The sequence below is a fragment of the Paraburkholderia haematera genome (assembly GCF_905220975.1).
Classification (GTDB): Bacteria; Pseudomonadota; Gammaproteobacteria; order Burkholderiales; family Burkholderiaceae; genus Paraburkholderia; species Paraburkholderia haematera.
On sequence record NZ_CAJNBK010000002.1, the window covers coordinates 615600 to 639277 of the forward strand.

The following is a 23678-nucleotide window of genomic DNA, read 5'->3' on the forward strand; positions in this document are numbered from 1 at the left end:
TGCATGCGGTCCGCAAGGAGCGGCGTCCATTAGCGGCACATCCGTTTCCTTGCGAATTTTATGGAGCAAGTGATCAACTATGAGCGTCGATTCCACCCTTATCAATCGATCCGCCTGCGAGGTGGTCGATCTGCTGCGTCGCGAGGCCGTCAGTCCGCACGACCTGCTCGACACGCTGGCCGCGCAGGTGGAGCGTGTCGAGCCGCACGTCAACGCGTTGCCGACGCTGTGCTGGGAGCGCGCGCATGAGCATGCGGCGGCACTGCTGCGCAAGCCGGTCGCCGAGCGCGGGGTGTTATGCGGGTTGCCGGTGCCAATCAAGGATCTCTCCGCTGTCGAAGGGGTGCGTACGACGTACGGGTCGCGGGTGTACGAGGACTTCGTGCCGGGCACGACGGACGTGACGCCTGCGCGTATCGAAGCGAGCGGTGGCATTGTCTACGCAAAATCCAACTCGCCGGAATTCGGTGCGGGCGGTCATACGTATAACGACGTGCTGGGGCTGACGCGCAATCCGTGGAAGTTGTCGCGTTCCGCCGGCGGATCGTCCGGCGGCGCGGCGGCAGCGCTCGCATCCGGCACGGCGTGGGTCGCGCACGGCTCTGATCTTGCCGGCTCGCTGCGTACACCGGCGGCGTTCTGCGGTGTGGTAGGCCTGCGGCCGACGCCAGGACGCGTGGCAAGCGGTCCTGCGCGCGATCCGTTCGACACGCTGTCGGTCCAGGGACCGATGGCGCGCAATGTGGCCGACACTGCGTTGCTACTCGACGCGATGTGTGGCCTCGAGCGTCACGCGCCGTTGTCGATGTCCGCGCCGGCCACCACTTTTCTCGATCACGCGCGGCGCCCGCGGATACCGGCGCGTGTCGCGTATAGCGCCGGACTCGGCATCGCCGAGCCCGAGGTGGACATTCGCGCGATCTGCGATTCGGTAATGGACCGGCTTGCCGGGGAGGGCATTGGCATCGAGCAGCCACGCATCGATCTGTCGGCTGGCACGAAGGCATTTCATGTGCTGCGTGGCGTGCTGTACGTGACGAACCATGCCGACGCGCTCGCAAAGCATCGTGAACTGCTGAACCCAAACGTCATTGGCAACATCGAGTACGGACTGTCGCTCGACGGTCCGTCGATCGCCGCTGCGCGGCGCACGCGTGGCGAACTGTCCCACGGTATGACGGAGTTACTCGAGACGTACGACGTGGTGATCTGCCCGGCTTCGATCGTTCCGGCCTTTCCTGTCGAGCAGAAGTACGTGACGAACGCAGCGGGCCGACAGTTCAATACCTATATCGACTGGCTCGCGATCACATACGGACTGACACTGCTCGGACTTCCTGTGATCTCGATTCCCTGCGGCATGACGCGCGACGGCTTACCGGTCGGCATTCAGATTGTCGGCCGCGCTCGCGGCGAGGCCGTCTTGTTGTCGATCGCGGCTGCGATCGAATCGATCATCGGCACGTGGGCCACTAGCGAGCGGGAACTGGACCTGCTCGTGCGTGCGCCCGCCTGACTTTCAACCCTACAGGAGCAAGACATGACATTCCAATCCGGCACGAACCAGGCACGCGACGTGGCGCATTATTTGCATCCCTACACGAATCTCGCTGTGCACGAGCAGGAAGGGCCCCTCGTCATCACACGCGGCGATGGCTGCTACGTGTACGACGAAGCGGGCAATCGCTATCTGGAGAGCCTGTCGGGTCTGTTCTGCGCGTCGTTGGGTTTCAGCGAAGGGCGTCTTGCCGATGCAGCGGATCGCCAGATGCGCAAGCTGCCGTTCTATCACGCGTTCGGCCAGAAATCGACGGACGTTGGCATCGAACTCGCGGAAAAGCTGATTTCAATGGCGCCCGTGCCGATGTCGAAAGTGTTCTTCGCCAACTCTGGATCCGAGGCGAACGATACGGCGATCAAGCTCGTTTGGTACTATCACAACGCAGTGGGCAAGCCGCGCAAGAAAAAGATCATCTCGCGCCAGAAGGCGTATCACGGTGTCACGGTTGCTGCCGCGAGTCTGACGGGACTGCCCTATGCGCACCGCGAATTCGATCTGCCGATTGAGCGCATCGTGCATGCGGACTGCCCGCATTTCTATCGCTCGGCGCAACCGGGCGAAAGCGAAGAAGATTACGCGACGCGCTGTGCCGACGCGCTGGAACAACTGATCCTGAAAGAAGGCCCGGATGAAGTCGGCGCATTCTTCGCGGAACCGGTGATGGGGTCGGCGGGCGTGATCGTCCCGCCGCGCACCTACTTCGAAAAAGTGCAAAAGGTGCTGAAGAAATACGACGTGCTGTTCATCGCCGACGAGGTGATTTGCGCGTTTGCCCGCACCGGTAATATGTTCGGCAGCCAGACGTACGACCTTCGGCCGGACATGGTCACGCTAGCCAAGCAACTGTCCGCCGGCTATCAGCCGATCTCCGCGCTGATGATCAACGACCGGATCTATCGGGCATTGGTGGAGCAGAGCCGGAAGGTGGGCACCTTTGGTCATGGCTACACCTACACCGGCCACCCGGTGGCGGCAGCCGTTGCGCTCGAAACGCTGCGGATTTATGAAGATCTCGACATCGTTGCGCGCGTGCGCGAACTCATGCCTGTCTTCCACGCTCATCTGCAGCGCCTGGGCGAGCATCCGCTAATCGGCGAGGCGCGCGGCGTCGGCTTGCTCGGCGGTCTCGAAGTATCAATGAACAAGGCGCGTCGCGAAGCGTTTGCGCCTGCCGCAGGCGTAGCCGGCTATGCGGCGAAGCGCGCGCTGGCGCATGGTGTGATCACGCGTGGCCTGAACGACACCGTGACGCTGTGTCCGCCGCTTATCATCACGCGCGCCGAACTCGACGAGATGTTCGACGGTATCGGCCGTGCGTTGGACGACACGTATGCGTGGGCCAGCCAGCAGGGTTTGATGGCCGCATGAACCGGATTGGTCGCAATCAATCAGCCATGTTGCAAGGATGAACGGGCAAGTGCGCTTCTATATCGGGAGACGCTATGGTTTCAAGGCGTTTCTCGAAATCAGATCGATGTTCGGGTATTAGGGGGGAGTAGATCGGAAGCGGGGACGTCTGCTGCATAAGTCATGGACGTGGACCGCTTTCCAGAAGGTTCGCGGATCAGTTCAATCATTATATTTAGGTATACAAAATGAATACGGGAAAGGTTTGCAGATTCGGAATGCTGGCCGGCGTGATTGCGGCATCGCCGCTCAGCGCGTCCGCGCAATCGAGCGTCACGTTATACGGGATCATCGATGCGGGCGTGACCTATGTCACGAACGACGGCGGTAGCCACAACATCAAGATGGACGATGGGGTGCTGGTTCCAAACCGCTGGGGTTTGAAGGGGAAGGAAGATCTGGGTGGCGGCCTCGCCGCGATCTTTCAGCTCGAAAACGGCTTCAGCGTATTGAACGGCAAGCTGAACCAGGGCGGTGCGCTATTCGGCCGGCAAGCTTATGTCGGGTTGAGCGGCGGTTTCGGCAAGGTGACGCTGGGAAGGCAATACGACTTCACGCACGATTACCTGTCGCCGTTCAATGTGGGCGGTTGGGACGCAAGTGGTTACGGTATCCATCAGGGCGATTTCGACCGTGAAGGGGGAGACCGGATGAACAATGCCATCAAGTACACGAGCCCGAACTTCAGTGGGTTCAGCTTCGGCGGCATGTATTCGTTCAGTAATCAGGCGGGGAACTTCCACGACGGCAGCGGCTGGAGCGTCGGTGCGTCGTATGAGCACGGGCCGCTGAAGCTGGTGGGGGCCTATACCTACGTCGCGACGCCTTCGCTGGATCCCTATGGTGCGATTGGCGTGTCGACTTTCCTCGGTCAGACAGTTGCCACACATGGCGCCAATGGTGTGGCAACCGATCTCTTTGGCGACGGTTCGTTCGCGTTGAGATCGCTCGCCACGCTCGGGCTCGGCGCACAGTATCAGATTGGCCCGGTTGCGTTGCTCGCCAACTTTACGGATACGAAGCTCAAGGGAACGGGTGTCACGGAGGGGCAGTCGTCGACCATGCGCGTCTACGAAGTTGGCAGTACCTGGCAGATCAATCCTGCGTGGTCGGCGGCAGGCAGTTATCAGCACACCACGTTCGAGTCGCACAACTGGAACGAGGTGTCTCTGGGGCTCGACTACGCGTTGTCGAAACGGACGACCCTATACGGTGCGGTGGACGGGTTGATGGCGTCGAGCGGTGTCGATCCGGTTATCGGCTATAGCTTTGCCCCGGCGCTGTCGAACAAGCAGGCGATTGTCCGCCTTGCAATGGTTCATACGTTCTGATTGTCAGGTGGCCGGGCGTTGCAAGGCCGAATTTCGTGAGATCGGCGCGCGGGCGTCGAGCTTGCAAACGGCTTGGCTGCCGCGATCGTGCATGAGTCGCAGTGGATGACCGCATGCTGTTCACCACGAACCGTGCCGTGGTGTCAGCCGGTCTCATGCAGCCATGCCAGCAGATCGCGGCGTGAGCTTACGCCCAGTTTGACGAGCGCGCGCCGTGCATAGGTTTCAACGCTGGATTTCCTGATCTCCATCGCTTCGGCGATGGCCGCGTAGGTGTCGCCTCGCACGAGGGCCGCGCAGACCGCGCGTTCGCGTTCCGACAGGGCCGCGCCAATCTGCGCGAGGCGCGCGGTGAGCAGGTCGGGCACATCCGCATGCCGGTGTGACGGACCGGGTCCCGTGACCTGTTGCGCATGAAGCGCTGCTAGCGGAAGAAGGACGTCGCCCAGCAACCGGATACGCGCCATCTCACTCAACGAAAAGGACGGCATGCGGCGCGACCGGCTCAACGAAATGGAATAGTGCGCGCCCGACACGGTTTTCAGCAGGACGCACTCTTCGCGAAACTGCCTCGGCTCAAAAATGGCCTCGCACAGTTCGCGGTCGTTCGTGCCGGCCGCCGAACGCTGAATCACTTCGACTGAATCGGGTGCAGGCACACGGGTCATGACCGGATCGCGCTCGGCAAATCGGTGCATATAGAGCCTCATGATGTCCCGCTGATGGTCCTGCTCGCAGACGTCCACGTGACTGCCGAACCACTCGGCCCGGGGCTTGCCCGAGGTGCCGTGCTGTGGCGTCAACCTGAGGACGTGGAGCGAATCGAACGCGGCGAAGCGGCGAGTGAATTGACCCAGTGCCGCGACAAAAGCGGGTGTCCCCACGTGTTCGATGACAGGGCCCAGTGTTTCGAACGCGGTGTGGCCTGCGACGAAGGCCGGGCCCGGTGATTCAGCGAGAAGGATCATGATCGCGAGAAGGTGAGCGCCGCGATCCGTCACACGTCGATCCGCCATTCGGTCGTTGGCGTGCGGGGGCGCTGGTCCCGATGATACGCGCGATGCATGGGCAATGCATGCTGCGACCGGCCCGCCGCGAGCCCGGTCATGGGGCTAATCCCCTACAGTGGGAAATAGGCTATTGACCGCGCTGTCGTGCACATTGACGGAACAGGCAAACCAGGTCGGCCGCAATATGGGCGCCGGCGAGCGCCGTGATATCGGCGTGATCGTAAGCCGGCGCCACTTCGACAACGTCCGCGCCAACCAGGTCGATGCTGCCGAGGCCGCGGACGATCGCCAGCGCCTGCGCGGTCGATAGCCCGCCTGGCACGGGCGTACCCGTTCCGGGGGCATAGGCTGGGTCCAGGCAGTCCACGTCGAATGTCAGGTACGCAGGCCGCGTGCCGACCACAGCCCTGATCTTATCGAGTACCGCCGACGTCCCGTGTTCATGGACCGACGGCGCATCGACGATGTTGAACTTCATGAAGTCATCGTTCCATGTACGAATGCCGATTTGAACGGAATGCAGCGGATCGATAAGTCCTTCTTTGACCGCCTTGTAGAACATTGTGCCGTGGTTCAGGCTGTCGGGCTGATCGTCGGGCCACGTGTCGCAATGGGCATCGAAGTGGATCAGCGACAACGGGCGTCCGTATTTCTGCGCATGGGCGACCAGCAGCGGATAGGTGATGTAGTGATCGCCGCCCAATGTCAGCATGCGCGAGCCTGCGTTCAGGATGGTCTGGGCGTGCTTCACAATGGTTTGTCTGATCGTCTGTGGATTGTGCACATCGAGCCAGCAGTCACCGTAGTCGACGACGGCATAGTCGTTGAACGGGTTGACGCCCCAAGGGTAGGGCAACAAGGTTCCGAGCTGGGCGCTGGCGGCGCGCATCGCGCGCGGTCCCAGTCGCGCGCCTGGGCGAAAGGTCGTGGCGATGTCGAGCGGTACGCCTGTTATCGCCAGATCGACGCCGGCCAGATCGCGAGTGTATTTGCGCCGCATGAAGGACAGTACGCCCGCGTAGGTGTTTTCACGCGACGATCCATACAATGATTGCCGGTGAATGGCGCCGTCGCCGAATACGGTGTCGGTGGTATCCATACTGAAAGTCCCCTTGATTGGATGTGGTGGCCGATTGGGCGAAACACGCACACCTTATGCAATCGTGCGACCGCGGTCTGCCATGCAAGGAGGGGACAGCCGGAAGAATATTCAACGCGCGGCGGGTTGGCTGCTGGCGCCGTTCCGGCTGAGATAGTGTGAATCGCGCCGGCGCCCGGAAAACTACGGTGACGATCTTCTCGAACGCGCTGGCGTTGGCCGGTGGTCTCAGTAATTGGGCCCTTCCAGGTTGCTGCAAATACTGTATGAATGTACAGTGTTGCGTGTGCGGGCGGGCAGTGAGCGCAAGCCGTCCTGCGCTCCGCGCCCGCAACCAACTGACTGCTCTTTCCAGAGGCGCTGGCAAGTGCACACCATTGAACGGAGATTCATTCCCATGCCGGCTTCACCCATTCAGGCGCGCCATGCCTGAGCAACTCTGGCTGCCCGGACTCGAGGCGCCACCTGTACCGACAGATGGCCTGTTCTTCGCCGTCTTTCCGGATACCCGTACGGCGGCGAACATTTCGAAGCTCGCGCAACACCTCTGCGGGGAGACGCGCTCGAAGAGCAAGCCTCTTGCGGCCAACCGTATGCACGTCACGTTGCTTCACCTCGGGAATTTCGCGGGCGGTTTGCCGCCGGCGCGGGTGGATCGGGCCTTGAACGCAGCCGCGTCGATCAGGATGGAGCCTTTTAGCGTCGAGTTCGACAGTGCGCTCAGTTTTGCGCTGAAGCCGCGGCCGGGGCCATTGGTATTGGGTGGAGGTGAGGGTGTCGGTGGACTCCACGCGCTTCACGACGCACTCGGATTGGCGCTGCAAGACGCTGGATTTGGGGATCGCGCGGGCGCCTCGAATACCGTGTACACCCCGCACGTGACCCTCGCGTATGGCATGCCGTGGGTCGCCACACGTTCTGTCGAAGCCGTCAGTTGGAACGTGCGGGAGTTTGCTTTGGTGCACAGTCTGCTTGGCCGGACCCGGCATGTCGTTCTGGCGCGATGGACATTGGCGGCTGCTTGAATGTACTGGCTCGCGTACCGGCTCGCGTCGGCCGTCGTGAAGCCAAGGTGTTGAGGCGTGCCGGACTAGAACCGCATGCCGGTCGCGCAACCGCCGGCAAATCCGCCGCCGCTTCCGCCTGCACCTCCGCAGAACACGCCGCAGCCTGATAGCGCGGCGGAGATCGCAACGGCCGCCAACGTTGTGCGCAGGCATCGCCTGAGTGCGCGCTTTCGAAGCCGCGCGGTCGATGCAGTCACGTGTGGATCGAAGCGTGCGGCGCAAGTTTGCCGGGCGGAGTCGAGGCGGTGGTCGGCGATTCTGAATTGCATAGCGTAATGAACTCCACGAATGAGGCAGGTGCGAGAGGCCGCTGTTGCAGTGCGCATCGAAAGATATTCGTAAGTTTCTTTGCGGGCATGAAGCGGCGTTGCCGGCCGGTGCCGGCAACGCTCCACCCTAATTCACGCCATACGCCCCTCAAATACGCAAAATCTGAAAACCAGGGGGATTCGTCGGTGAGACAGCCAGAACCGTCGCGCGCTCCCTGATAGAATGCTTGGGCCGCAACGTAGTGGACTGCAGATGAAATTGCTTGATGCGTTAGTCGAACAGCGTATTGCCGCCGCAGCCGCGCGCGGTGAGTTCGACGATTTACCGGGCGCGGGTACGCCGCTGCTTCTGGAGGACGATGCCCTGGTCCCGGAGGAAGTGCGTGTCGCCAACCGGATTTTGAAAAATGCGGGTTTCGTGCCGCCGGCTGTCGAGCAGCTGCGCGCCTTGCGCGACCTGCAAGCGGAGTTGAATGCCGTGAGCGACCGGTCCACCCGCTGCCGTCTCCAGGCGCGCTTGCTGGCGCTGGATATGGCGCTTGAATCGCTGCGCGGCGGCCCGCTGGTCCTGCCGCGCGAATACTGCCGCCGCATTGCTGAGCGGCTGTCGGAACGCGTCGGCAACCTCAATATGGCCGATGCGGGTTCGCAGTGAGCGAGCCGCTTGTCCGCTCCGCCACGCCCGATTCGGCGTCGGTCGAGTACCGCGAATCGGCAGAAACAGCGACATTGCCGGCTGCTCAGGCCGGCTCCGTTGGTTCCGCTGATCCCGGCACTCCCGCACCCGCGGCGAGTGATTCGGCTTCGGTAACTGCCGTCACTACGTCGATTGACACCCTCACGCCAGAAGAATCGCCCGCGGCGCCTGTCACGGAGCGCGACCGCCGTTTCATGGCGCTCGCCCAGGCCGCCGCCGAAGAGGCTCGCGCAGCCGGCGAAGTGCCGGTTGGCGCGGTGCTCGTGCGGGGTGACGAAGTCATCGCCAAAGGGTTTAACCATCCGATCGGTGCTCACGACCCGTCGGCACATGCGGAAATGATCGCATTGCGCGCAGCCGCCCAGGCTGTCGAAAACTACCGTCTGCCGGGCTGCGAACTCTATGTGACGCTGGAACCTTGCCTGATGTGCGCGGGCGCGATCATGCACGCGCGCATCGCGCGCGTCGTGTTCGGGGCGCGCGATCCGAAAACCGGAGCGTGCGGCAGTGTCGTCGACGCTTTCGCTAATCCGCAACTGAATCACCACACCACGGTGACCGGCGGCGTGCTCGAAACCGAATGCGGGGCCGCGCTCAAATCGTTCTTTGCCGAGAGGCGGCGTGCAAGCCGCGAAGCACGCGCGGCGGCACGGGGCGAAGTTCCCGCCGATGCGCGCGTCGAAACACACAGCGAACCGGGGTCGGCCGAGCCGCTCTAAAACAACAACATCATCCAACAGGTCTTGCCAATGACCGTTCATCGCACCATTGAGTTGATCGCGCCGTCCGGGTATCCGCATGATTCCGAGGTGCTGCATCGCGCGTTGCACCGCTTGCATGCGCAGGGGCATCGCGTCGAGGGTGTGGACGTGACAAGGCGCCGCTACCAGCGCTTCGCCGGTACCGACGGCGAGCGTGCCGCCGATCTGAACCGGCTGGCCGACCCTTCGCGTAAGCTGCCCGACATTGTTCTGGCCGTGCGTGGCGGCTACGGCGCGGCGCGCATCCTGCACGGGCTCGACTACGAAGGCCTGCAACGGCGGCTCACCGATCAGCCGGTCGCGCTGGTTGGGCATAGCGATTTCACGGCGGTGCAGCTCGCTCTGCTGGCGCGCGCCGGTGTGAAAACCTTCGGCGGTCCGATGTTGATGAGCGACTTCGGCGCGGAAGATCTGAGCGAATTCACCATGCAGCACTTCTGGTCCGCACTGACGAGGCCGACCATGACGGTGACGAGCAACGTGCCGCAAGCGCAAACTGCCGACGTGACCGGCATGTTGTGGGGCGGCAATCTGGCGGTGGTGACATCGCTGATCGGCACGCCGTACATGCCGCCGGTGCAGGGCGGCATTCTGTTCGTCGAAGATGTCAACGAGCAGCCGTTCCGGCTTGAGCGGATGCTTTATCAGTTGCACCTGTCGGGCATCCTCGCGCAGCAGCAGGCACTTGTGCTCGGCGATTTCTCCGGCGGCAAACAGTACGATTACGACAACGGCTACGACCTGAACGCGGTCATCGAGCAGGTGAGGTCGGTGATCGGGATTCCGGTCGTCACCGGGCTGCAATTCGGCCATATTCCCAACATGCTGACGCTGCCGGTCGGAGCGGATGCGCACCTTGTCTCTAGCGCGCACGGATTCAAGCTGACCTTATCGGGCTATCCCCACTTCGCCTGAGAAGTCACGGGAGCAGCGAAGCGGGCGATCGCCCGCTTTCTTTTTGCCTAGTAACGCAACTAACGGTCATTGTTTTGAGGCATCCGCCAGCAGGGCAGTCCCATGAAGGTCAATCACTTTGTTGACAAAAACGGTCTTCAATAGACGACCGTCCCCTACATTAATTAAACTGGTAGTGAAGCAGAGTAAGGCCTGTGCGTTCGCTCATTAGCCCACAGCACGGTCGGGCCGTTCAAATTGTCGAAAATGGATGCAAAAATTGTTGACAATGTTTATGTCCATCCTATGATGACCAACATACCGAGACGAACATCATGTCCGAGACAGACTCCGCCGCCGCGAATAGTTCGAAACCCGAAGCGATCGCCGAGCGCATCCGCGCCGCGATCCTCGAGCATCGGCTCGCGCCGGGCGCCAAGCTGACAGAAGCACAGTTGTGCGAAGTATTCGGCGTGAAGCGCGGCCCGATCCGGCAGGCGCTCGCGCAGCTGGCCACCGACCACCTCGTCGACCTCGAACCGAATCGTGGCGCGTTTGTCGCCAGTCCGTCGCTGCAGGAAGTGCATGAAGTGTTCGAAATGCGCCGGATCATCGAACTGGCTGTCGTTGAAAAGATTTGCGGCGGTCATGGCATGCGCCGTTTGAAGAGCATCGGCAGCATGATCGGCCGTGAACGCAAAGCGTTCGAAACACGTGATTTTCCGGCGTGGATTCGTCTGTCTGGCGAGTTCCATACCGAGTTGGCCGGGCTCACCGGTAACGCCGTGCTGTGCGACTGCCTGAACGGACTGGTGGCGCGCTCCACACTGATTTCGGCACTGTACGAGTCGCTCGGACGCAGCCCTTGCTCGTTCGAAGACCATGAAGCGATTCTCGCCGCCCTCGACGCCGGCGATGCCAAAGAGGCGGCGGCACTGATGTCGCGCCATTTGCAAAGCGTCGAGTTGAAGATGCTGGAGCGCCCCGCACGTGGCGCGGCGGATCTGCATGAAGTATTCGGCGCACTTAACGGCGCAGCGAAGGAAGCAGTTAGACCCAAGTCCGTGCCAGGCTGAGGCACGCGGCAGGTGCGCGCCCGTTGCTGGTGCGCGCCGCACTGAATTGAACTGAACTGAATCAGGCGTTGCAAGGCGGCTCGGCGTGAGCGCTGCCGGCTTGCGCACGCGTGGCCGTCACGGAATGACAGCCTTGGAGTAGTAACGCATCGCCGGGAATCCGCGGCTGCTGGCGGTGCGACAACCACAAGTACATCAAGTACGGAGACACCCGCGGCGCGGTCAATCAACTGGCTCGAACCTCATGTTTCCTCTTGTTGCCAATCGGGGAGAAGAGGGCGGCTGGCATGACCGATGCAATGTCCCTCGATTGACTTTCGATGGTCTCTATTCCAAGGAGGAATCATGGCTCAGTTCAGTGCAGCGCCCAGCAGTCCCGCAATTCCCACATACGGAGACGCGCCCAGCGATCCGTCGATCCCCGCAGGCTACAGCGAGAGGCTGTACAACGAAGACCTGGCGCCGCTGCGCCATCAAACCTGGGGCGCTTACAACATCTTCGCGTTCTGGATGTCGGATGTGCACAGCGTCGGTGGCTATGTGTTCGCGGGCAGTCTGTTCGCGCTTGGACTGACAAGCTGGCAGGTGCTGATCGCACTGCTGGTCGGCATTACGATTGTCAACCTGCTTTGCAACCTGATCGCGAAGCCGAGCCAGGCGAACGGTGTGCCTTATCCGGTAGCCTGCCGCGCAACGTTTGGCGTGCTCGGTGCGAATATTCCCGCCGTGATTCGCGGCCTGATCGCGGTCGCATGGTATGGAATCCAAACTTATCTGGCGTCGAGCGCACTGGTGATCGTTGTGTTGAAGTTCGTTCCGCAACTGTTGCCGTATGCGGACGTGCATCACCATGGTTTCATGGGCCTTTCCACCTTGGGCTGGGCTGGGTTCATGCTGCTGTGGGTGTTGCAGGCGCTGGTGTTCTGGCACGGCATGGAGACCATCAAGAAGTTCATCGATTTCGCCGGTCCGGCCGTCTACGTGGTGATGTTCATTCTCGCGGGCTATATGGTGTATCGCGCAGGATGGCGAAACATCGGCATCAACCTGGGTGGTGTCAAATATCACGGCATGGAAGTGGTGCCGGTAATGATCACGGCGACCTCGCTGGTGGTCTCGTACTTCTCCGGGCCGATGCTGAATTTCGGCGACTTTTCCCGATACGGAAAGAGCTTTCGCAGCGTGCAGCGCGGCAACTTCTGGGGGCTGCCGGTCAACTTCCTGGCCTTCTCGCTGGTGACGGTGGTCACAACCGCCGCCACGCTCCCGGTGTTTGGGCAACTGATCACGGACCCGGTCGAAACGGTGGGCCGTATCGACTATCCGACCGCGGTGATTCTCGGTGCATTGACCTTCACGATTGCGACTATCGGCATCAACATCGTCGCTAACTTCGTGTCGCCGGCCTTCGACTTCTCGAATGTCGCGCCGCGTCTGATCAGCTGGCGAGCGGGTGGCATGCTTGCGGCGGTGGCGTCGATTTTTATCACGCCGTGGAATCTGTTCAACAATCCTGCGGTTATTCACTACACGCTCGATGTGCTCGGCAGTTTCATCGGACCGTTGTATGGTGTCCTGATCGTTGATTACTTTCTCGTGAAGCGTCAGAAGATCGTGCTCGATGATCTCTACTCGATCTCCCCAAGCGGCTCATACTGGTACAGCAATGGTGTCAATTACCGCGCTGTCGCGGCATTGTTGCCGGCCGCGGTCATCGCCGTGATCTGCGTCATGGTGCCGACGCTCGACGGGCTGGCCAATTTCTCGTGGTTCATCGGGGCTGCATTGGGTGCCGTGTTCTACCGCGTGCTGGCTCGCTGAGCCAGGGCTGCAACAGGAGCTGATATGCGCATCAAACTGATCAATCCGAATACGACGCAACGCATGACCGAGGCGATGGGCCGCTGCGCGCGCGAAGTCGCCGCGCCCGGCACCGAAGTGATCGCGGTCAACCCGACAATGGGGCCGCCGTCGATTGAAGGCTATTACGACGAAGCACTCGCGACGCCCGGTTTGCTGGCCGAGGTTATCGCCGGCGAGCGTGAGGGGTGTGACGGGTATGTCATTGCCTGCTTCGGCGACCCCGGTTTATACGCGGCCCGCGAGTTGGCGCGCGGGCCGGTGATCGGCATCGCCGAAGCGGCGATGCATGCCGCGAGCGTACTGGCGCCGGGATTTTCGGTGGTGACCACCCTGGCACGCACGTGCGGCATGGCGTGGCATCTCGCCGAGCGCTACGGCATGAAGCGTTTTTGCCGCAATGTGCGTGCCACGGATGTCGCCGTGCTGGACCTGGATAAGCCCGGCTCGGCGGCGCGCCGGGTCATCCTCGACGAATGCCGGCGCGCGCTGGCGGAGGACGGCTCGGACGCGATCGTGCTCGGTTGCGCCGGCATGGCCGAATTGTGCGCGGAGATTGAAGACGCCTTGGGTGCGCCGGTGATCGAGGGCGTAACGGCGGCGGTCAAATGGGCCGAGGCGCTGGTCGCGCTGCGCTTGTCGACGGCCAAGCGAGGCGACTACGCGCGGCCACTGCCCAAGCGTTACGACGGCGCGCTGGAAGCCTTCAGTCCGACCGATGTGGACCCAAATCCTCAGCCTCATCGCAATTCAGCCGCAAGCGCGGCGGAAAGCGTAAATTCGCCTGGTTTACTGCGGGTAAACACCACGGAACGCCCGGTGGGACGGGCTCCGCACATACATCCAGTCTGACACGCACTATCTGCCCGGGTGTATGGGCGCACCCGGGCGTTTTCGCTACACTGGTCCCACTCGGCGCTGGTGCCCGAACGCTATTTTGCTGTTGCTTCTGGTGCCGCTATTCCGGGCTGTTTCCGCCCGCGCCGGCATGCGTAGCAACGCAAACGCACGCAAACGCACGCAAGGCACGCAAACCCACGTGCATGTCACGTGAGTTCCACGCGAATTTTACGTACCGTCATCACGCTTTCGTCAAACCATGCCACTCGACTCGAACTATCCACGCGATCTGATCGGCTACGGCCGCCACCCGGTGCAGGCAAACTGGCCGGGGCGGGCGCGTGTCGCGGTGCAATTCGTCCTGAACTACGAAGAAGGCGGTGAGAACTGCGTGCTGCACGGCGATCCGGGCTCGGAGCAGTTCCTGTCGGAAATCGTCGGCGCGGCGTCTTATCCGGCGCGTCACATGAGCATGGAGTCGATCTACGAATACGGCTCGCGGGCAGGCGTGTGGCGCATTCTGCGCGAATTCGAAAAGCGCGGCCTGCCGCTCACGGTGTTCGGCGTCGGCATGGCGATGGAACGGCATCCCGATCTCGGGCGCGCGTTCGTCGAACTCGGCCATGAGATCGCCTGCCATGGCTATCGCTGGATTCATTACCAGGACATGTCGCCGGAAAAAGAGGCGGAGCACATGCGCCTCGGCATGGAAGCGATCGAGCGCATCACAGGCGAGCGCCCGCTCGGCTGGTACACCGGCCGCGACAGTCCCAACACGCATCGCCTGGTCGCCGAATACGGCGGCTTCCTGTACGACTCGGATTACTACGGCGACGATCTGCCGTTCTGGATGGATGTTGAAGTGACGGGCGGCGGCAAGAGTCCGCAACTGATCGTGCCGTACACGCTCGACACCAACGACATGCGCTTTGCAAGCCCGCAAGGCTTCAACACCGCGGACCATTTCTTCACGTACCTGCGCGACGCATTCGACGTGCTCTACGAAGAAGGCGACGAAGCGCCGAAGATGCTGTCGATCGGTATGCACTGCCGTCTGCTCGGCCGCCCGGGGCGCTTCCGCGCGCTGCAACGTTTTCTCGACCATATCGAGCAGCACGATCGCGTGTGGGTGACGCGTCGCGTCGATATCGCGCGTCACTGGCGCGAACATCACCCTTACCAACAAAATAACCGCGGGGCTGCGGCATGAAGGCGATGCAATACACACTTGACCAACTCAACAGCACTTCGACCGACGCGTTCGTCGCGGCGCTGTCGGGCATTTTCGAGCACTCGCCGTGGGTCGCGGAAATCGCCGCGCAGCAACGACCGTTTGCCAGCATCGACGAACTGCATAGCAAGATGTCGACCATCGTCGAGACTGCTGGCGAAGAAAAGCAACTCGCGTTGATCAACGCCCACCCGGAGCTTGCTGGCAAGGCTGCGGTGCGCGGCGAGTTGACGGCCGAATCGACGCGTGAGCAGAGTGGCGCGGGTCTCGCCCAGTGCACGCAGGAAGAATTCGACAAGCTGGTGGCGTTGAACAGCGCGTATCGCGAGAAGTTCGGTTTTCCGTTCATCCTCGCGGTGCGCGGTTACGACCGCCACGGCATCATCGCGAACTTCGAGGCCCGCGTGAACAACAGCCGCGCGGATGAATTGCGCGCCAGCCTCGATCAGATCTACCGCATCGCACGTTTCCGGCTTGACGACCTGATCGACGCGTAAGGCTTCAACTACACGTCGCGGACCTCGAACTGAAACGTTTTTTCAGCACTAGCAAACACTAAGGAAGACAAAGATGGCACTCCCGATTCTCGACCCCAACGCACCGGAATTCACGCGTCGCTATGTGAACCTGGCGGATCCGCGTCTGGGCGCGCAGGCGCTCGAGGCCAGCGACGATTTCTTCGCACCGAAGGAACGCATGCTGAATCCGGAGCCGGCCGTCTTCATTCCGGGCAAGTACGACGACAATGGCAAGTGGATGGACGGCTGGGAAACGCGCCGCAAGCGCGCCAACGGTTACGACTGGTGCGTCGTGAAGCTCGCGCGTCCGGGCGTGATCAAGGGCCTCGACCTCGACACCAGCCACTTCACGGGCAACTTCCCGCCGGCGGCTTCGGTTGAGGCTGCGCGAGTGGTGGACGGCGTGCCGAACCAGTCGACGCAATGGACCGAAATCGTCCCGTCGACCACGCTGCAAGGCAACAGCCACCACTATCACGAAGTTAGCGACACGAACGCTTACACGCACCTGCGCGTGAACATCTACCCGGACGGCGGTATTGCGCGTCTGCGTGTGTATGGTCAGCCGCAAGTCGACTGGGCGGGTGCAAGCCGCACCGAGCAGTTCGATCTGGCCGCGATGGAAAACGGCGCGTATCTGGTCGCGGCGAACAACCAGCACTTCGGCGCTGCATCGACGATTCTGATGCCGGGCCGTGGCGTGAACATGGGTGACGGCTGGGAAACGCGCCGCCGCCGTGAACCGGGCAACGACTGGGCGATTGTCGCGCTGGCGCAACCGGGCGTGATCCGGAAGATCGAAGTCGATACGGCTCACTTCAAGGGCAACTTTCCTGACCGTTGCTCCATCCAGGCCGCGTATGTGACGGGCGGCACGGACAGCTCGTTGATCACGCAAGCCATGTTCTGGCCGGTGTTGCTGGGCGAACAGAAGCTGAAGATGGACAACCAGCACTATTTCGAAAGCGAAATCGCTGCATTGGGGCCGGTCACGCACGTGCGCTTCAACATCATTCCGGACGGCGGCGTGTCGCGTCTGCGTCTGTGGGGCACGCTCGCATCATGAAAACGCTGCTGATCGAACCCTTGACGAAGGAAGCGTTCGCCGCATTCGGTGACGTGGTCGAACTCGAAGGCGCGAAGCAGATTCCGATCAACCTCGGCACCACGATCCGCTATCACGATCTCGCGAAAGTGGACGTGACCGATGAGAACGGCCGTACGCTGGTGAACCTGTTTCGCGGTGAGCCGCGCACGTTGCCGTTCGAAGTGAAGATGCTCGAACGGCATCCGCTGGGCAGCCAGGCCTTCGTGCCGCTGAACGACAAGCCGTATCTGGTGGTCGTGGCGCCGGCGGGTGAACTGGATCCGAAGCAGATTCGTGCGTTCGTGACGAGCGGCTGGCAAGGCGTGAACTATGCGAAGGGTGTCTGGCACCATCCGCTGATCGCTTTGGGCGACGTGAGTGACTTTATCGTCGTCGATCGTGGGGGGGATGGGTTGAACCTGAACGAGCAGAATCTGGCCGAGTCGCTGTGGCTGACGGAAGATGCGTTGAGCGCGGTGGTGGTTTGAGGCCGGTTGCTTCAGTGTTTTGAGCGAGTTGCTCGCAAAAAAGCCCACAGTGCATGCTGTGGGCTTTTTTTATAGGCGAGCCGCGCGGGGCTTGAGGTTGCCTCTTTTTAACGTTGCGCTTTCTTGATTCGCGCTCCACGACCACGGTCAGCGCGGACGAGACCGTCTGCCGAATCGCTGCTCAACGGACTGCGGGATGTTCGCCGGTGTGACCACGACAACCGACGAAGACAGTCCGACAGCCGACGCCGGCAGCAATTGATGAAAGTGCATGATGGTGTGGCATGCGCTCCGCATGTCCTGTCGGAGATCATGGTGCAACACGGCGCTGAGTTTTCCTTCACGCAGCAGCTCGACGTTGTCCCTATCCAGGTCGTGCCCGATAAAGCACTTCGGCGTCTGGCCCATCGACTTGAGTGCGCGAAGTATCGCCACGTTGCCCCCGCCCATCGAATACACCGCCACGATTTTCCTGCCTGAACCAACGGCTCGCTTCACCCTTGACTCAGTTTGGGCGTCCAGGCCGTGACCGCCGCTGGCATCAACGAGTTTTAGCTTCGGATATCGGCGCTGCAACTCATCGCGAAAGCAGGCTTCGCGTTCTTCTTCCCCTCGGAAGCGCTCGTTACTCTTCGTGACGAGGACGTCACCTTCCCGGCGAGCGAGCCATTGGCCGATGAGATAGGCCGCTGTTGCACCAGCCGTCCGGTTGTCGAGACCTGCGTAAGCCATGCGAGCGGACTGCGGAATGTCCGTAAAGATGGTGATGACAGGGATCCCCCATTGCTGCAAGTCCGCGATAGCGTCGGCAACGTCTGGGACATCCCGCGCCTTGAGCAATACGCCGTGGCTGCCTCGTCGGCCAATCGCTTTCAGTGCGTCCACGACTTCCGCCGTCGTCATGGTGTCCTGCATCAGAAAACGTGGGCGGAACACGGCCGGCTGCAGGCCAGGCAGTTCCGACTCCAATGCTTCACGTATTTCATCGGAAAATCTGCGCGGCGCTTCCACAACAACATCGACAACGAGCTTGCGCCCGCTAGTCGCCAACTGGAACTGCTGTTTCTCCAGTTCCGCTATCGCGTGCTGCACGCGCTGACGGGTGTGTTCACGGACATGCTCCCGTCCGTTCAGCACCCGGTCGACCGTGGCGAGTCCAAGGCCTGCCTGAAGGGCGATTTCCTTCATGAGAAAGCGATGCGCCACAGTGAGCAGGCTCCAGTTGAGGTGTTTTTGAGGTGTTTATCGTACCGCGGGTGCTCGCTGGAGGGCTATTGTTGTAGCAAGACCAGAAGGAGCCAGCATGAGCGCAACTGAATCGCGTCGCGACGCCCGCGGACGCAACCGGTACCGGGAGCAGGATTGCTCCCTCGAAGACTTCGTCGCGGCACTTCGGCCCTGTCCAGATGACGACAGCCTGAGGTTCGCGGCTCAAACAATCGACCGCGTTCCGGTGTACGACTGCCACGAGCTTGGCAACGCCCTTGAAGATGCGCCGCGCCGCGCGGACTTGCAGGCCGAGTGGGCGAACGTACTGAACGTGGGAGCGGGCGTGCTGGTACTGAAACGCGTGTACGCCGACACAGCACCTATCGATGACGCGACAAGGGTCTTTGAGTCACTCATCCGGCAGGAGCGCGAAGCCGGGGGTGCCGCTGCAGACCACTTCGCCAAGGCTGGCGCGAATGATCGCCTCTGGAACGCGCAGGAGAAGCTTTGCCTGCGGGCCCCCGCGGTGTTCGCTCGCTACTTCGCAAGCCCGGTTCTTTGCACGATAGCTGAGGCCTGGCTGGGTCCGCATTTTCAGATGACCTCGCAGGTCAATGTCGTACGGCCCGGCGGGCAGGCGCAACAGGCGCACCGGGATTACCATCTTGGATTTCAGACCGTCGCGGAAGCTGAGCGCTATCCGGCTCACGTTCATGCGATGTCCCCCTTTCTCACGCTTCAAGGCGCAATCGCCCACACCGACATGCCAGTGGAAAGCGGACCAACCAAGCTGCTGCCTTACTCGCAGCGCTATGCCGAGGGCTATCTCGCATGGCGTCGTCAGGACTTCCGTGACTACTTTGAAACGCACTGCGTCCAGTTGCCGCTCGAAAAAGGCGACGCACTGTTTTTCAACCCCGCGCTTTTCCACGCTGCCGGTTCGAACCGCACGACTTCTGTTCAGCGCATGGCCAATCTCCTGCAGATTTCGTCTGCGTACGGCCGTGCCATGGAGTCGATGAATCGCGCGAAGATGTGCGAGGTGGTGTATCCGGTCCTGTTGGACCCGATGCGCAAGGGGATCATCACGCTGGAAGAGGCCGACGCTGTGATTGCCTCCTGTGCGGAGGGCTATCCGTTTCCGACGAACCTCGACCGCGATCCGCCACAGAGCGGCCTGGCACCGCAAAGCCAGCAGGGACTATTTCGCCGGGCGCTAACTGAGCTTTGGAGCGCAGACAGATTCATAGCCGCAATCCGTGAGCAGGATGAGCGACGCAAACCTTAAGCGTTTTCTGGCCGGAAGGCGGAGGGTGTGTTCGTTTGCGCCAAACAACCGCTTGTCACCCAGACGAAGAACCCTGGTTAGAAACTTGCAAAGGTATGCACAAGCCGGTTAAAAACACCGGCATTCGACACATTCATCCCGTGCGAGGCGCCGGCGATGGTGTGCCGCTCAGCATAGTCGATCCATTCTGCGAGCTTTTCGACGTTGTTGCGAAACATGCGAGGACTCCGTTGGCCATCGATCAGCAGCGTCCTGCACTTCACCCCGCGTGCCGTTTCACGGGAGTAAGCGGGCAACGGATCGCGGAGCTGCTTGGGCAGTGTGCCCGCGTTGTCGATTGCCATGGTGCGGAACGCAGTCGGGCTTTTGCGCCATGATCCGGGCACGCTCACCGAGTCGACGAAAAGCTCCAGTCCCGCGTCGACCTGCTGATTCTCGATGAGTTCGGCGACGCGTGCACGCAGCACATTGGTCGCGGGCGGCAGCGAGGCTTCCGGCATCCCTTCGATGTGTAGCGGACCACCCGGATCCGCGAGTGTCAGTGTCTTCACAAGCCGCGGATTGTCGCGTGCAACATGAAATGCGACGCAGCCGCCACGCGAATGCCCAACCAGATGAACGGGCCCAAGGTCGATCGCCTCAATGAACTCGGCCAGCTCCGCGACATGCGTTTGCCAGCCGAACTCGCCCTGGATGCAAGCCTCGCTCGCTGGCCAGTAGTGGCTCAAGCTCACCGAGATGCAGCGGAAATGCTGCGACAGCGCTGCCGTCTGCGCGCTCCAGTAGCGATAGTCGCAAAGCGAGCCGTGCACGAATACGAGGGGCTCGCCTTCTCCGCACTCGACATACGGCACGCAGATGCCCGATGCGATGGTCGCAAACGACAGTTCTGGCACGGCAAGCACTGAGAGGTCGGTACGGGCGTTCATTGATTGGCTCCTTTGCGGCCACTATGCCCGATGTCACCCTTTAAGATAATCGCGTAATATTGATCAAATCTATCTATTTTTCTGATGCCAATGCAATTGAAAGCACTCGATCTGGATGTCATGACGATGATCGTCGCCGTCGCCGACACCGGCAACATTAGCCGGGCGGCGGAAGTCGTGCATCGCTCGCAATCGGCGGTGAGTATGCAGATCAAGACGCTTGAGGCCGCGCTCGGCAAGCCGCTATTTGTCCGCAAGCCAAGAAGTGTGATCCCGACGCAGGACGGCGAGGTCCTGCTGACCTACGCTCGGCGCATGCTGGCATTGCGCGACGAGGCCTGGGCGGCTGTGGTCCGGCCAGACGTGACCGGGCGCGTGAGCATTGGCGTGCCGGACGATTACGCCGCGTCACTGCTGCCACCGATTCTCAAGAAATTTTCCGCGACCTATCCGAAGGTGGAAATTCAGGTCGTAGGTTTGCCGAGCGTTGCGCTTGCACCGATGGTGAAAGAGGGTTCCGTCGATCTCGTGTGTGCCACGCGAGTCAAGGGTTTGTCAGGTGAATTCATCCGGTTCGAGCCGATGGAATGGGCAGCGGCGCCGAGTGCCGATGAAATATGGCAGGAAAGGCCGCTGCCGATCGCGGTTTTCTTACCAGGCAGCGTAGCGAGGGAGAATGCCATTCGTAGCCTCGAGCGCGCGAAGATCGCCTACCGCACCTCATATGAAAGTCCAAGTCTGCTTGGCCTGCTATCCATGGCCGAAGCGGGACTTGCCATTGTCCCGCTTGCGCGATGCGCGGTCCCGAAGCACTTTTCGCTGATTGGATCGGCGCAAGGCTTGCCCGAGATCGCTCCACTCGAAATGGTGCTCGCGCGGAGCACGGCCTCAAAGCGGCCGCCGTGCGATTTTCTGGCAGAAAAGATCCTCTCTGAATTGAGGCGCTAGGTCTCGATACCCGCTGATTTCGGCAGCGACTGACCGCAAAAGACAAAGCGGGCTTTCCGCCTACGCGAAAAGCCCGCTTCCTGTCTTGCAAAGCCGGGCGCAACACCCGGCCAGGGTATTACTTCACTGCACCGCCCTGGAACCATGCGGCGATCTTCATCCGCTCGTCGTCGGTCATGTGTGTGACGTTGCCGAGCGGCATCGCCTTCAACGTCACCGCCTGCTGATAGATCCGCTGTGCGTTCTGCGAGATCTCGTCCGGCGTATCCAGCAGAACGCCGGCCGGGGCGCTGCCCATCATCGTCGGATGAGCGGAGTGGCATGCCACGCAGCGCTGTTGCAGCACTGGCGCGATATCGGCCACCTTGACCACCGGTGCATTCGCGGCCTGCGCTAGCGGCACGACCGGCTTGGGCATTGTCGAGAAGAGGGCGGCGAACATCAGCACAATACCGACCAGCGGCAGGTACCACAGCACCTGGCCACGGTGACGCATCACGAAGAACTGGCGAATCAGCGCGCCGGCCAGCATGATCATCAGGAGCACGATCCAGTTGTACTGATTCGTGTACGTCATCGCGTAGTGGTTCGACAGCATCGCGAACACCACCGGCAGCGTGAAATAGGTGTTGTGCACCGAACGTTGCTTGCCGCGCTTGCCGTAGATCGGGTTCGGCGTTTCACCCTTGAGCATCGAGGCAACCATCTTGCGCTGACCCGGGATGATCACGAAGAACACGTTCGCCGACATGATCGTCGCCAGCATCGCGCCCATGATCAGATACGCCGCGCGGCCCGCAAAGATATGGCACGCCAGGTACGCCGCGATCACCACATAAATGCCGACGCAGATACCGAGCACCTTGTCCTTGTTGCCGAGGAGGCGGCACAGCGAGTCATAGACGATCCAGCCCGCGGCGAGGAAGCCGAGTGCCGAAGCAACCGCGACCACCGGACCCATGTCGAGCACGTTCTTGTCGATCAGGTACGTGGACGGCGACATCAGGTACAGCACCGTGAAGAGGCTCGCGCCCGAGAGCCACGTGGTGTACGACGGCCACTTGGACCAGTGCAGGTCGTCCGGCATTTCCGGCGGCGCGACGGTGTACTTCTGCATGTTGTAGAAGCCGCCGCCGTGCACGTGCCACAACTCGCCGAACACGCCGCGCTTGCGCTGGTTCGGGTCCGTTGGCGGTTTCAGGCTGTTGTCGAGCGCGACGAAATAGAACGATTCGCCGATCCAGGCGATGGCGACGATGACGTGAAACCAGCGCAATGCCAGGTTCAGCCAGTCAGTGATAAAGCCTTCCATGAAACTCCTCCACTTCTGATTCGTTGTACGCGTAACGACGCTTGTGCCTTGATTGCGCCTTCGCTCACCCGGTTGAGGGGGCGTCGGCATGCGTGGCGTCGCTACACAGACTGCGGGGCGAAAGACGCGGTGCGCTCAGTTCGCACGCGCCGTTTTTTATTGGAACGTCAGGTCGAGTCGCTCGCGTTCGATTGCGCTTCGCGGGTGTCTCCAAGGATCCGCACAGTGCAATCGGGCGCGCTCGGAAATACAACGCGACTTCAACCTCGTCCTCCTCCAGGGCCTATTGACAGCGCCCGGTGCGCTTAACTGCCGCGATAGGTGCTGTACGACCACGGCGACACCAGCAGCGGCACGTGATAGTGCGCACCGGCATCGGCCACGCCAAAGCGCAGCACAACGCGATCGACGAAGCGTGGCTCCGGCACCTTCGTGCCGATCGATGCGAAGTAATCGCCGGCGCCGAACACGAGTTCGTATTCGCCCGCGACGAGTGCGTCGCCTTCGAGCAGCGGCTGGTCGCAGCGGCCGTCGTCATTGGTGGTGGTGGTTTTGAGCGCGCGGCGGGTGTCGCCGGAGAGCGCAAAGAGTTCGACCTTGATGCCCGCGCCGGGACGACCGTTCGCGGTGTCGAGCACATGGGTAGTGAGCTTTCCCATTCGCAATTTTCCTTATGTGAATGCGAGGTTTCGGCGGCGGCCCGATCCAGAATACGTTGCGGCGGATCGAGGCTCCACGTCAGTGGCTACATACCCGTCGGCGAATTGAAGCGAGCGCCGTGGCAGCCATTGTAAAA

22 protein-coding genes are annotated in these 23678 nt (G+C 61.6%); 16 read left to right on the forward strand and 6 right to left on the reverse strand.

What is annotated here, in order from left to right; translation table 11 throughout:
* Positions 1 to 79: 79 nt before the first annotated feature.
* The 3 genes from KHO23_RS07175 to KHO23_RS07185 all read left to right on the forward strand — a co-directional run bounded on the left by KHO23_RS07175 (position 80) and on the right by KHO23_RS07185 (position 4299).
* Positions 80 to 1516, forward strand: a complete 1437-nt coding sequence (locus KHO23_RS07175; protein WP_211610314.1) for an amidase — start codon at positions 80 to 82, stop codon at positions 1514 to 1516.
* A 24-nt stretch (positions 1517 to 1540) separates the two neighbouring features.
* Positions 1541 to 2929 carry an aspartate aminotransferase family protein gene (locus KHO23_RS07180; RefSeq protein ID WP_211610315.1) on the forward strand — a complete coding sequence of 463 codons (1389 nt, stop codon included), beginning with the start codon at positions 1541 to 1543 and terminating at the stop codon, positions 2927 to 2929.
* Between the two features lie 227 nt (positions 2930 to 3156).
* Positions 3157 to 4299, forward strand: a complete 1143-nt coding sequence (locus KHO23_RS07185; protein ID WP_211610316.1) for a porin — start codon at positions 3157 to 3159, stop codon at positions 4297 to 4299.
* A 143-nt stretch (positions 4300 to 4442) separates the two neighbouring features.
* On the opposite strand, the gene KHO23_RS07190 is transcribed toward KHO23_RS07185, so the two are convergent.
* Positions 4443 to 5315 carry a helix-turn-helix transcriptional regulator gene (locus tag KHO23_RS07190; RefSeq protein ID WP_211610317.1) on the reverse strand — a complete coding sequence of 291 codons (873 nt, stop codon included), beginning with the start codon at positions 5313 to 5315 and terminating at the stop codon, positions 4443 to 4445.
* 121 nt (positions 5316 to 5436) lie between these two features.
* Positions 5437 to 6408 carry an agmatinase gene (gene speB / locus KHO23_RS07195; RefSeq protein ID WP_211610318.1) on the reverse strand — a complete coding sequence of 324 codons (972 nt, stop codon included), beginning with the start codon at positions 6406 to 6408 and terminating at the stop codon, positions 5437 to 5439.
* A gap of 425 nt (positions 6409 to 6833) precedes the next feature.
* Here speB and KHO23_RS07200 point away from each other — a divergent pair, with 425 nt between their 5' ends.
* The 11 genes from KHO23_RS07200 to KHO23_RS07250 all read left to right on the forward strand — a co-directional run bounded on the left by KHO23_RS07200 (position 6834) and on the right by KHO23_RS07250 (position 17196).
* Positions 6834 to 7433, forward strand: coding sequence for a 2'-5' RNA ligase family protein (locus tag KHO23_RS07200; RefSeq protein ID WP_211610319.1), 600 nt, complete (start codon positions 6834 to 6836; stop codon positions 7431 to 7433).
* Between the two features lie 564 nt (positions 7434 to 7997).
* Positions 7998 to 8399 (forward strand): DnaJ family domain-containing protein, encoded by a 402-nt coding sequence (locus KHO23_RS07205; protein ID WP_211610320.1) that lies wholly within the window; start codon positions 7998 to 8000, stop codon positions 8397 to 8399.
* Positions 8396 to 9160 carry a tRNA adenosine(34) deaminase TadA gene (gene tadA, locus KHO23_RS07210; protein ID WP_407946036.1) on the forward strand — a complete coding sequence of 255 codons (765 nt, stop codon included), beginning with the start codon at positions 8396 to 8398 and terminating at the stop codon, positions 9158 to 9160. The genes KHO23_RS07205 and tadA overlap by 4 nt, the downstream gene beginning before the upstream one ends.
* Before the next feature lie 30 nt (positions 9161 to 9190).
* Positions 9191 to 10117 (forward strand): muramoyltetrapeptide carboxypeptidase, encoded by a 927-nt coding sequence (ldcA, locus tag KHO23_RS07215; RefSeq protein WP_211610321.1) that lies wholly within the window; start codon positions 9191 to 9193, stop codon positions 10115 to 10117.
* A gap of 314 nt (positions 10118 to 10431) precedes the next feature.
* On the forward strand, positions 10432 to 11172 hold the full coding sequence (locus KHO23_RS07220) for a GntR family transcriptional regulator (protein WP_211610322.1): 741 nt from the start codon (positions 10432 to 10434) through the stop codon (positions 11170 to 11172).
* 345 nt (positions 11173 to 11517) lie between these two features.
* Positions 11518 to 12993, forward strand: a complete 1476-nt coding sequence (locus tag KHO23_RS07225) for an NCS1 family nucleobase:cation symporter-1 (RefSeq protein ID WP_211610323.1) — start codon at positions 11518 to 11520, stop codon at positions 12991 to 12993.
* 24 nt (positions 12994 to 13017) lie between these two features.
* On the forward strand, positions 13018 to 13884 hold the full coding sequence (locus tag KHO23_RS07230; protein WP_211610324.1) for an aspartate/glutamate racemase family protein: 867 nt from the start codon (positions 13018 to 13020) through the stop codon (positions 13882 to 13884).
* 247 nt (positions 13885 to 14131) lie between these two features.
* Positions 14132 to 15082 carry an allantoinase PuuE gene (gene puuE / locus KHO23_RS07235; protein WP_211610325.1) on the forward strand — a complete coding sequence of 317 codons (951 nt, stop codon included), beginning with the start codon at positions 14132 to 14134 and terminating at the stop codon, positions 15080 to 15082.
* Positions 15079 to 15600, forward strand: coding sequence for a 2-oxo-4-hydroxy-4-carboxy-5-ureidoimidazoline decarboxylase (gene uraD / locus KHO23_RS07240; RefSeq protein ID WP_211610326.1), 522 nt, complete (start codon positions 15079 to 15081; stop codon positions 15598 to 15600). The genes puuE and uraD overlap by 4 nt, the downstream gene beginning before the upstream one ends.
* Before the next feature lie 73 nt (positions 15601 to 15673).
* Positions 15674 to 16687 carry an allantoicase gene (gene alc / locus KHO23_RS07245; protein WP_211610327.1) on the forward strand — a complete coding sequence of 338 codons (1014 nt, stop codon included), beginning with the start codon at positions 15674 to 15676 and terminating at the stop codon, positions 16685 to 16687.
* The gene (locus KHO23_RS07250) at positions 16684 to 17196 is read left to right on the forward strand and encodes an ureidoglycolate lyase (protein ID WP_211610328.1); all 513 of its coding nucleotides are present in this window, start codon (positions 16684 to 16686) and stop codon (positions 17194 to 17196) included. The genes alc and KHO23_RS07250 overlap by 4 nt, the downstream gene beginning before the upstream one ends.
* Before the next feature lie 147 nt (positions 17197 to 17343).
* On the opposite strand, the gene KHO23_RS07255 is transcribed toward KHO23_RS07250, so the two are convergent.
* On the reverse strand, positions 17344 to 18384 hold the full coding sequence (locus tag KHO23_RS07255) for a LacI family DNA-binding transcriptional regulator (protein WP_328821950.1): 1041 nt from the start codon (positions 18382 to 18384) through the stop codon (positions 17344 to 17346).
* A gap of 115 nt (positions 18385 to 18499) precedes the next feature.
* Here KHO23_RS07255 and KHO23_RS07260 point away from each other — a divergent pair, with 115 nt between their 5' ends.
* A complete protein-coding gene (locus KHO23_RS07260) occupies positions 18500 to 19693 on the forward strand; it encodes a phytanoyl-CoA dioxygenase family protein (RefSeq protein WP_211610330.1) in 1194 nt (397 codons plus the stop codon).
* A gap of 77 nt (positions 19694 to 19770) precedes the next feature.
* Here KHO23_RS07260 and KHO23_RS07265 read toward each other — a convergent pair whose 3' ends face one another.
* A complete protein-coding gene (locus KHO23_RS07265) occupies positions 19771 to 20622 on the reverse strand; it encodes an alpha/beta fold hydrolase (RefSeq protein ID WP_211610331.1) in 852 nt (283 codons plus the stop codon).
* An 84-nt stretch (positions 20623 to 20706) separates the two neighbouring features.
* Here KHO23_RS07265 and KHO23_RS07270 point away from each other — a divergent pair, with 84 nt between their 5' ends.
* Entirely contained in the window at positions 20707 to 21570 is an 864-nt protein-coding gene (locus tag KHO23_RS07270; RefSeq protein ID WP_211610332.1) for a LysR family transcriptional regulator, read from the forward strand.
* Positions 21571 to 21688: 118 nt separating this feature from the next.
* Here KHO23_RS07270 and KHO23_RS07275 read toward each other — a convergent pair whose 3' ends face one another.
* Positions 21689 to 22882, reverse strand: a complete 1194-nt coding sequence (locus KHO23_RS07275; RefSeq protein WP_211610333.1) for a urate hydroxylase PuuD — start codon at positions 22880 to 22882, stop codon at positions 21689 to 21691.
* A gap of 305 nt (positions 22883 to 23187) precedes the next feature.
* On the reverse strand, positions 23188 to 23541 hold the full coding sequence (uraH, locus tag KHO23_RS07280; RefSeq protein ID WP_012433320.1) for a hydroxyisourate hydrolase: 354 nt from the start codon (positions 23539 to 23541) through the stop codon (positions 23188 to 23190).
* Positions 23542 to 23678 lie beyond the last annotated feature (137 nt).

Excerpts from the sequence above, each read along its gene's own strand:
- KHO23_RS07175 (WP_211610314.1), top strand. The coding sequence starts at position 80 with ATGAGCGTCGATTCCACCCTTATCAATCGATCCGCCTGCGAGGTGGTC.
- KHO23_RS07180 (WP_211610315.1), top strand. The coding sequence starts at position 1,541 with ATGACATTCCAATCCGGCACGAACCAGGCACGCGACGTGGCGCATTAT.
- KHO23_RS07185 (WP_211610316.1), top strand. The coding sequence starts at position 3,157 with ATGAATACGGGAAAGGTTTGCAGATTCGGAATGCTGGCCGGCGTGATT.
- KHO23_RS07190 (WP_211610317.1), bottom strand. The coding sequence starts at position 5,315 with ATGGCGGATCGACGTGTGACGGATCGCGGCGCTCACCTTCTCGCGATC.
- speB (WP_211610318.1), bottom strand. The coding sequence starts at position 6,408 with ATGGATACCACCGACACCGTATTCGGCGACGGCGCCATTCACCGGCAA.
- KHO23_RS07200 (WP_211610319.1), top strand. The coding sequence starts at position 6,834 with ATGCCTGAGCAACTCTGGCTGCCCGGACTCGAGGCGCCACCTGTACCG.
- KHO23_RS07205 (WP_211610320.1), top strand. The coding sequence starts at position 7,998 with ATGAAATTGCTTGATGCGTTAGTCGAACAGCGTATTGCCGCCGCAGCC.
- ldcA (WP_211610321.1), top strand. The coding sequence starts at position 9,191 with ATGACCGTTCATCGCACCATTGAGTTGATCGCGCCGTCCGGGTATCCG.
- KHO23_RS07220 (WP_211610322.1), top strand. The coding sequence starts at position 10,432 with ATGTCCGAGACAGACTCCGCCGCCGCGAATAGTTCGAAACCCGAAGCG.
- KHO23_RS07225 (WP_211610323.1), top strand. The coding sequence starts at position 11,518 with ATGGCTCAGTTCAGTGCAGCGCCCAGCAGTCCCGCAATTCCCACATAC.
- KHO23_RS07230 (WP_211610324.1), top strand. The coding sequence starts at position 13,018 with ATGCGCATCAAACTGATCAATCCGAATACGACGCAACGCATGACCGAG.
- puuE (WP_211610325.1), top strand. The coding sequence starts at position 14,132 with ATGCCACTCGACTCGAACTATCCACGCGATCTGATCGGCTACGGCCGC.
- uraD (WP_211610326.1), top strand. The coding sequence starts at position 15,079 with ATGAAGGCGATGCAATACACACTTGACCAACTCAACAGCACTTCGACC.
- alc (WP_211610327.1), top strand. The coding sequence starts at position 15,674 with ATGGCACTCCCGATTCTCGACCCCAACGCACCGGAATTCACGCGTCGC.
- KHO23_RS07250 (WP_211610328.1), top strand. The coding sequence starts at position 16,684 with ATGAAAACGCTGCTGATCGAACCCTTGACGAAGGAAGCGTTCGCCGCA.
- KHO23_RS07255 (WP_328821950.1), bottom strand. The coding sequence starts at position 18,384 with ATGAAGGAAATCGCCCTTCAGGCAGGCCTTGGACTCGCCACGGTCGAC.
- KHO23_RS07260 (WP_211610330.1), top strand. The coding sequence starts at position 18,500 with ATGAGCGCAACTGAATCGCGTCGCGACGCCCGCGGACGCAACCGGTAC.
- KHO23_RS07265 (WP_211610331.1), bottom strand. The coding sequence starts at position 20,622 with ATGAACGCCCGTACCGACCTCTCAGTGCTTGCCGTGCCAGAACTGTCG.
- KHO23_RS07270 (WP_211610332.1), top strand. The coding sequence starts at position 20,707 with ATGCCAATGCAATTGAAAGCACTCGATCTGGATGTCATGACGATGATC.
- KHO23_RS07275 (WP_211610333.1), bottom strand. The coding sequence starts at position 22,882 with ATGGAAGGCTTTATCACTGACTGGCTGAACCTGGCATTGCGCTGGTTT.
- uraH (WP_012433320.1), bottom strand. The coding sequence starts at position 23,541 with ATGGGAAAGCTCACTACCCATGTGCTCGACACCGCGAACGGTCGTCCC.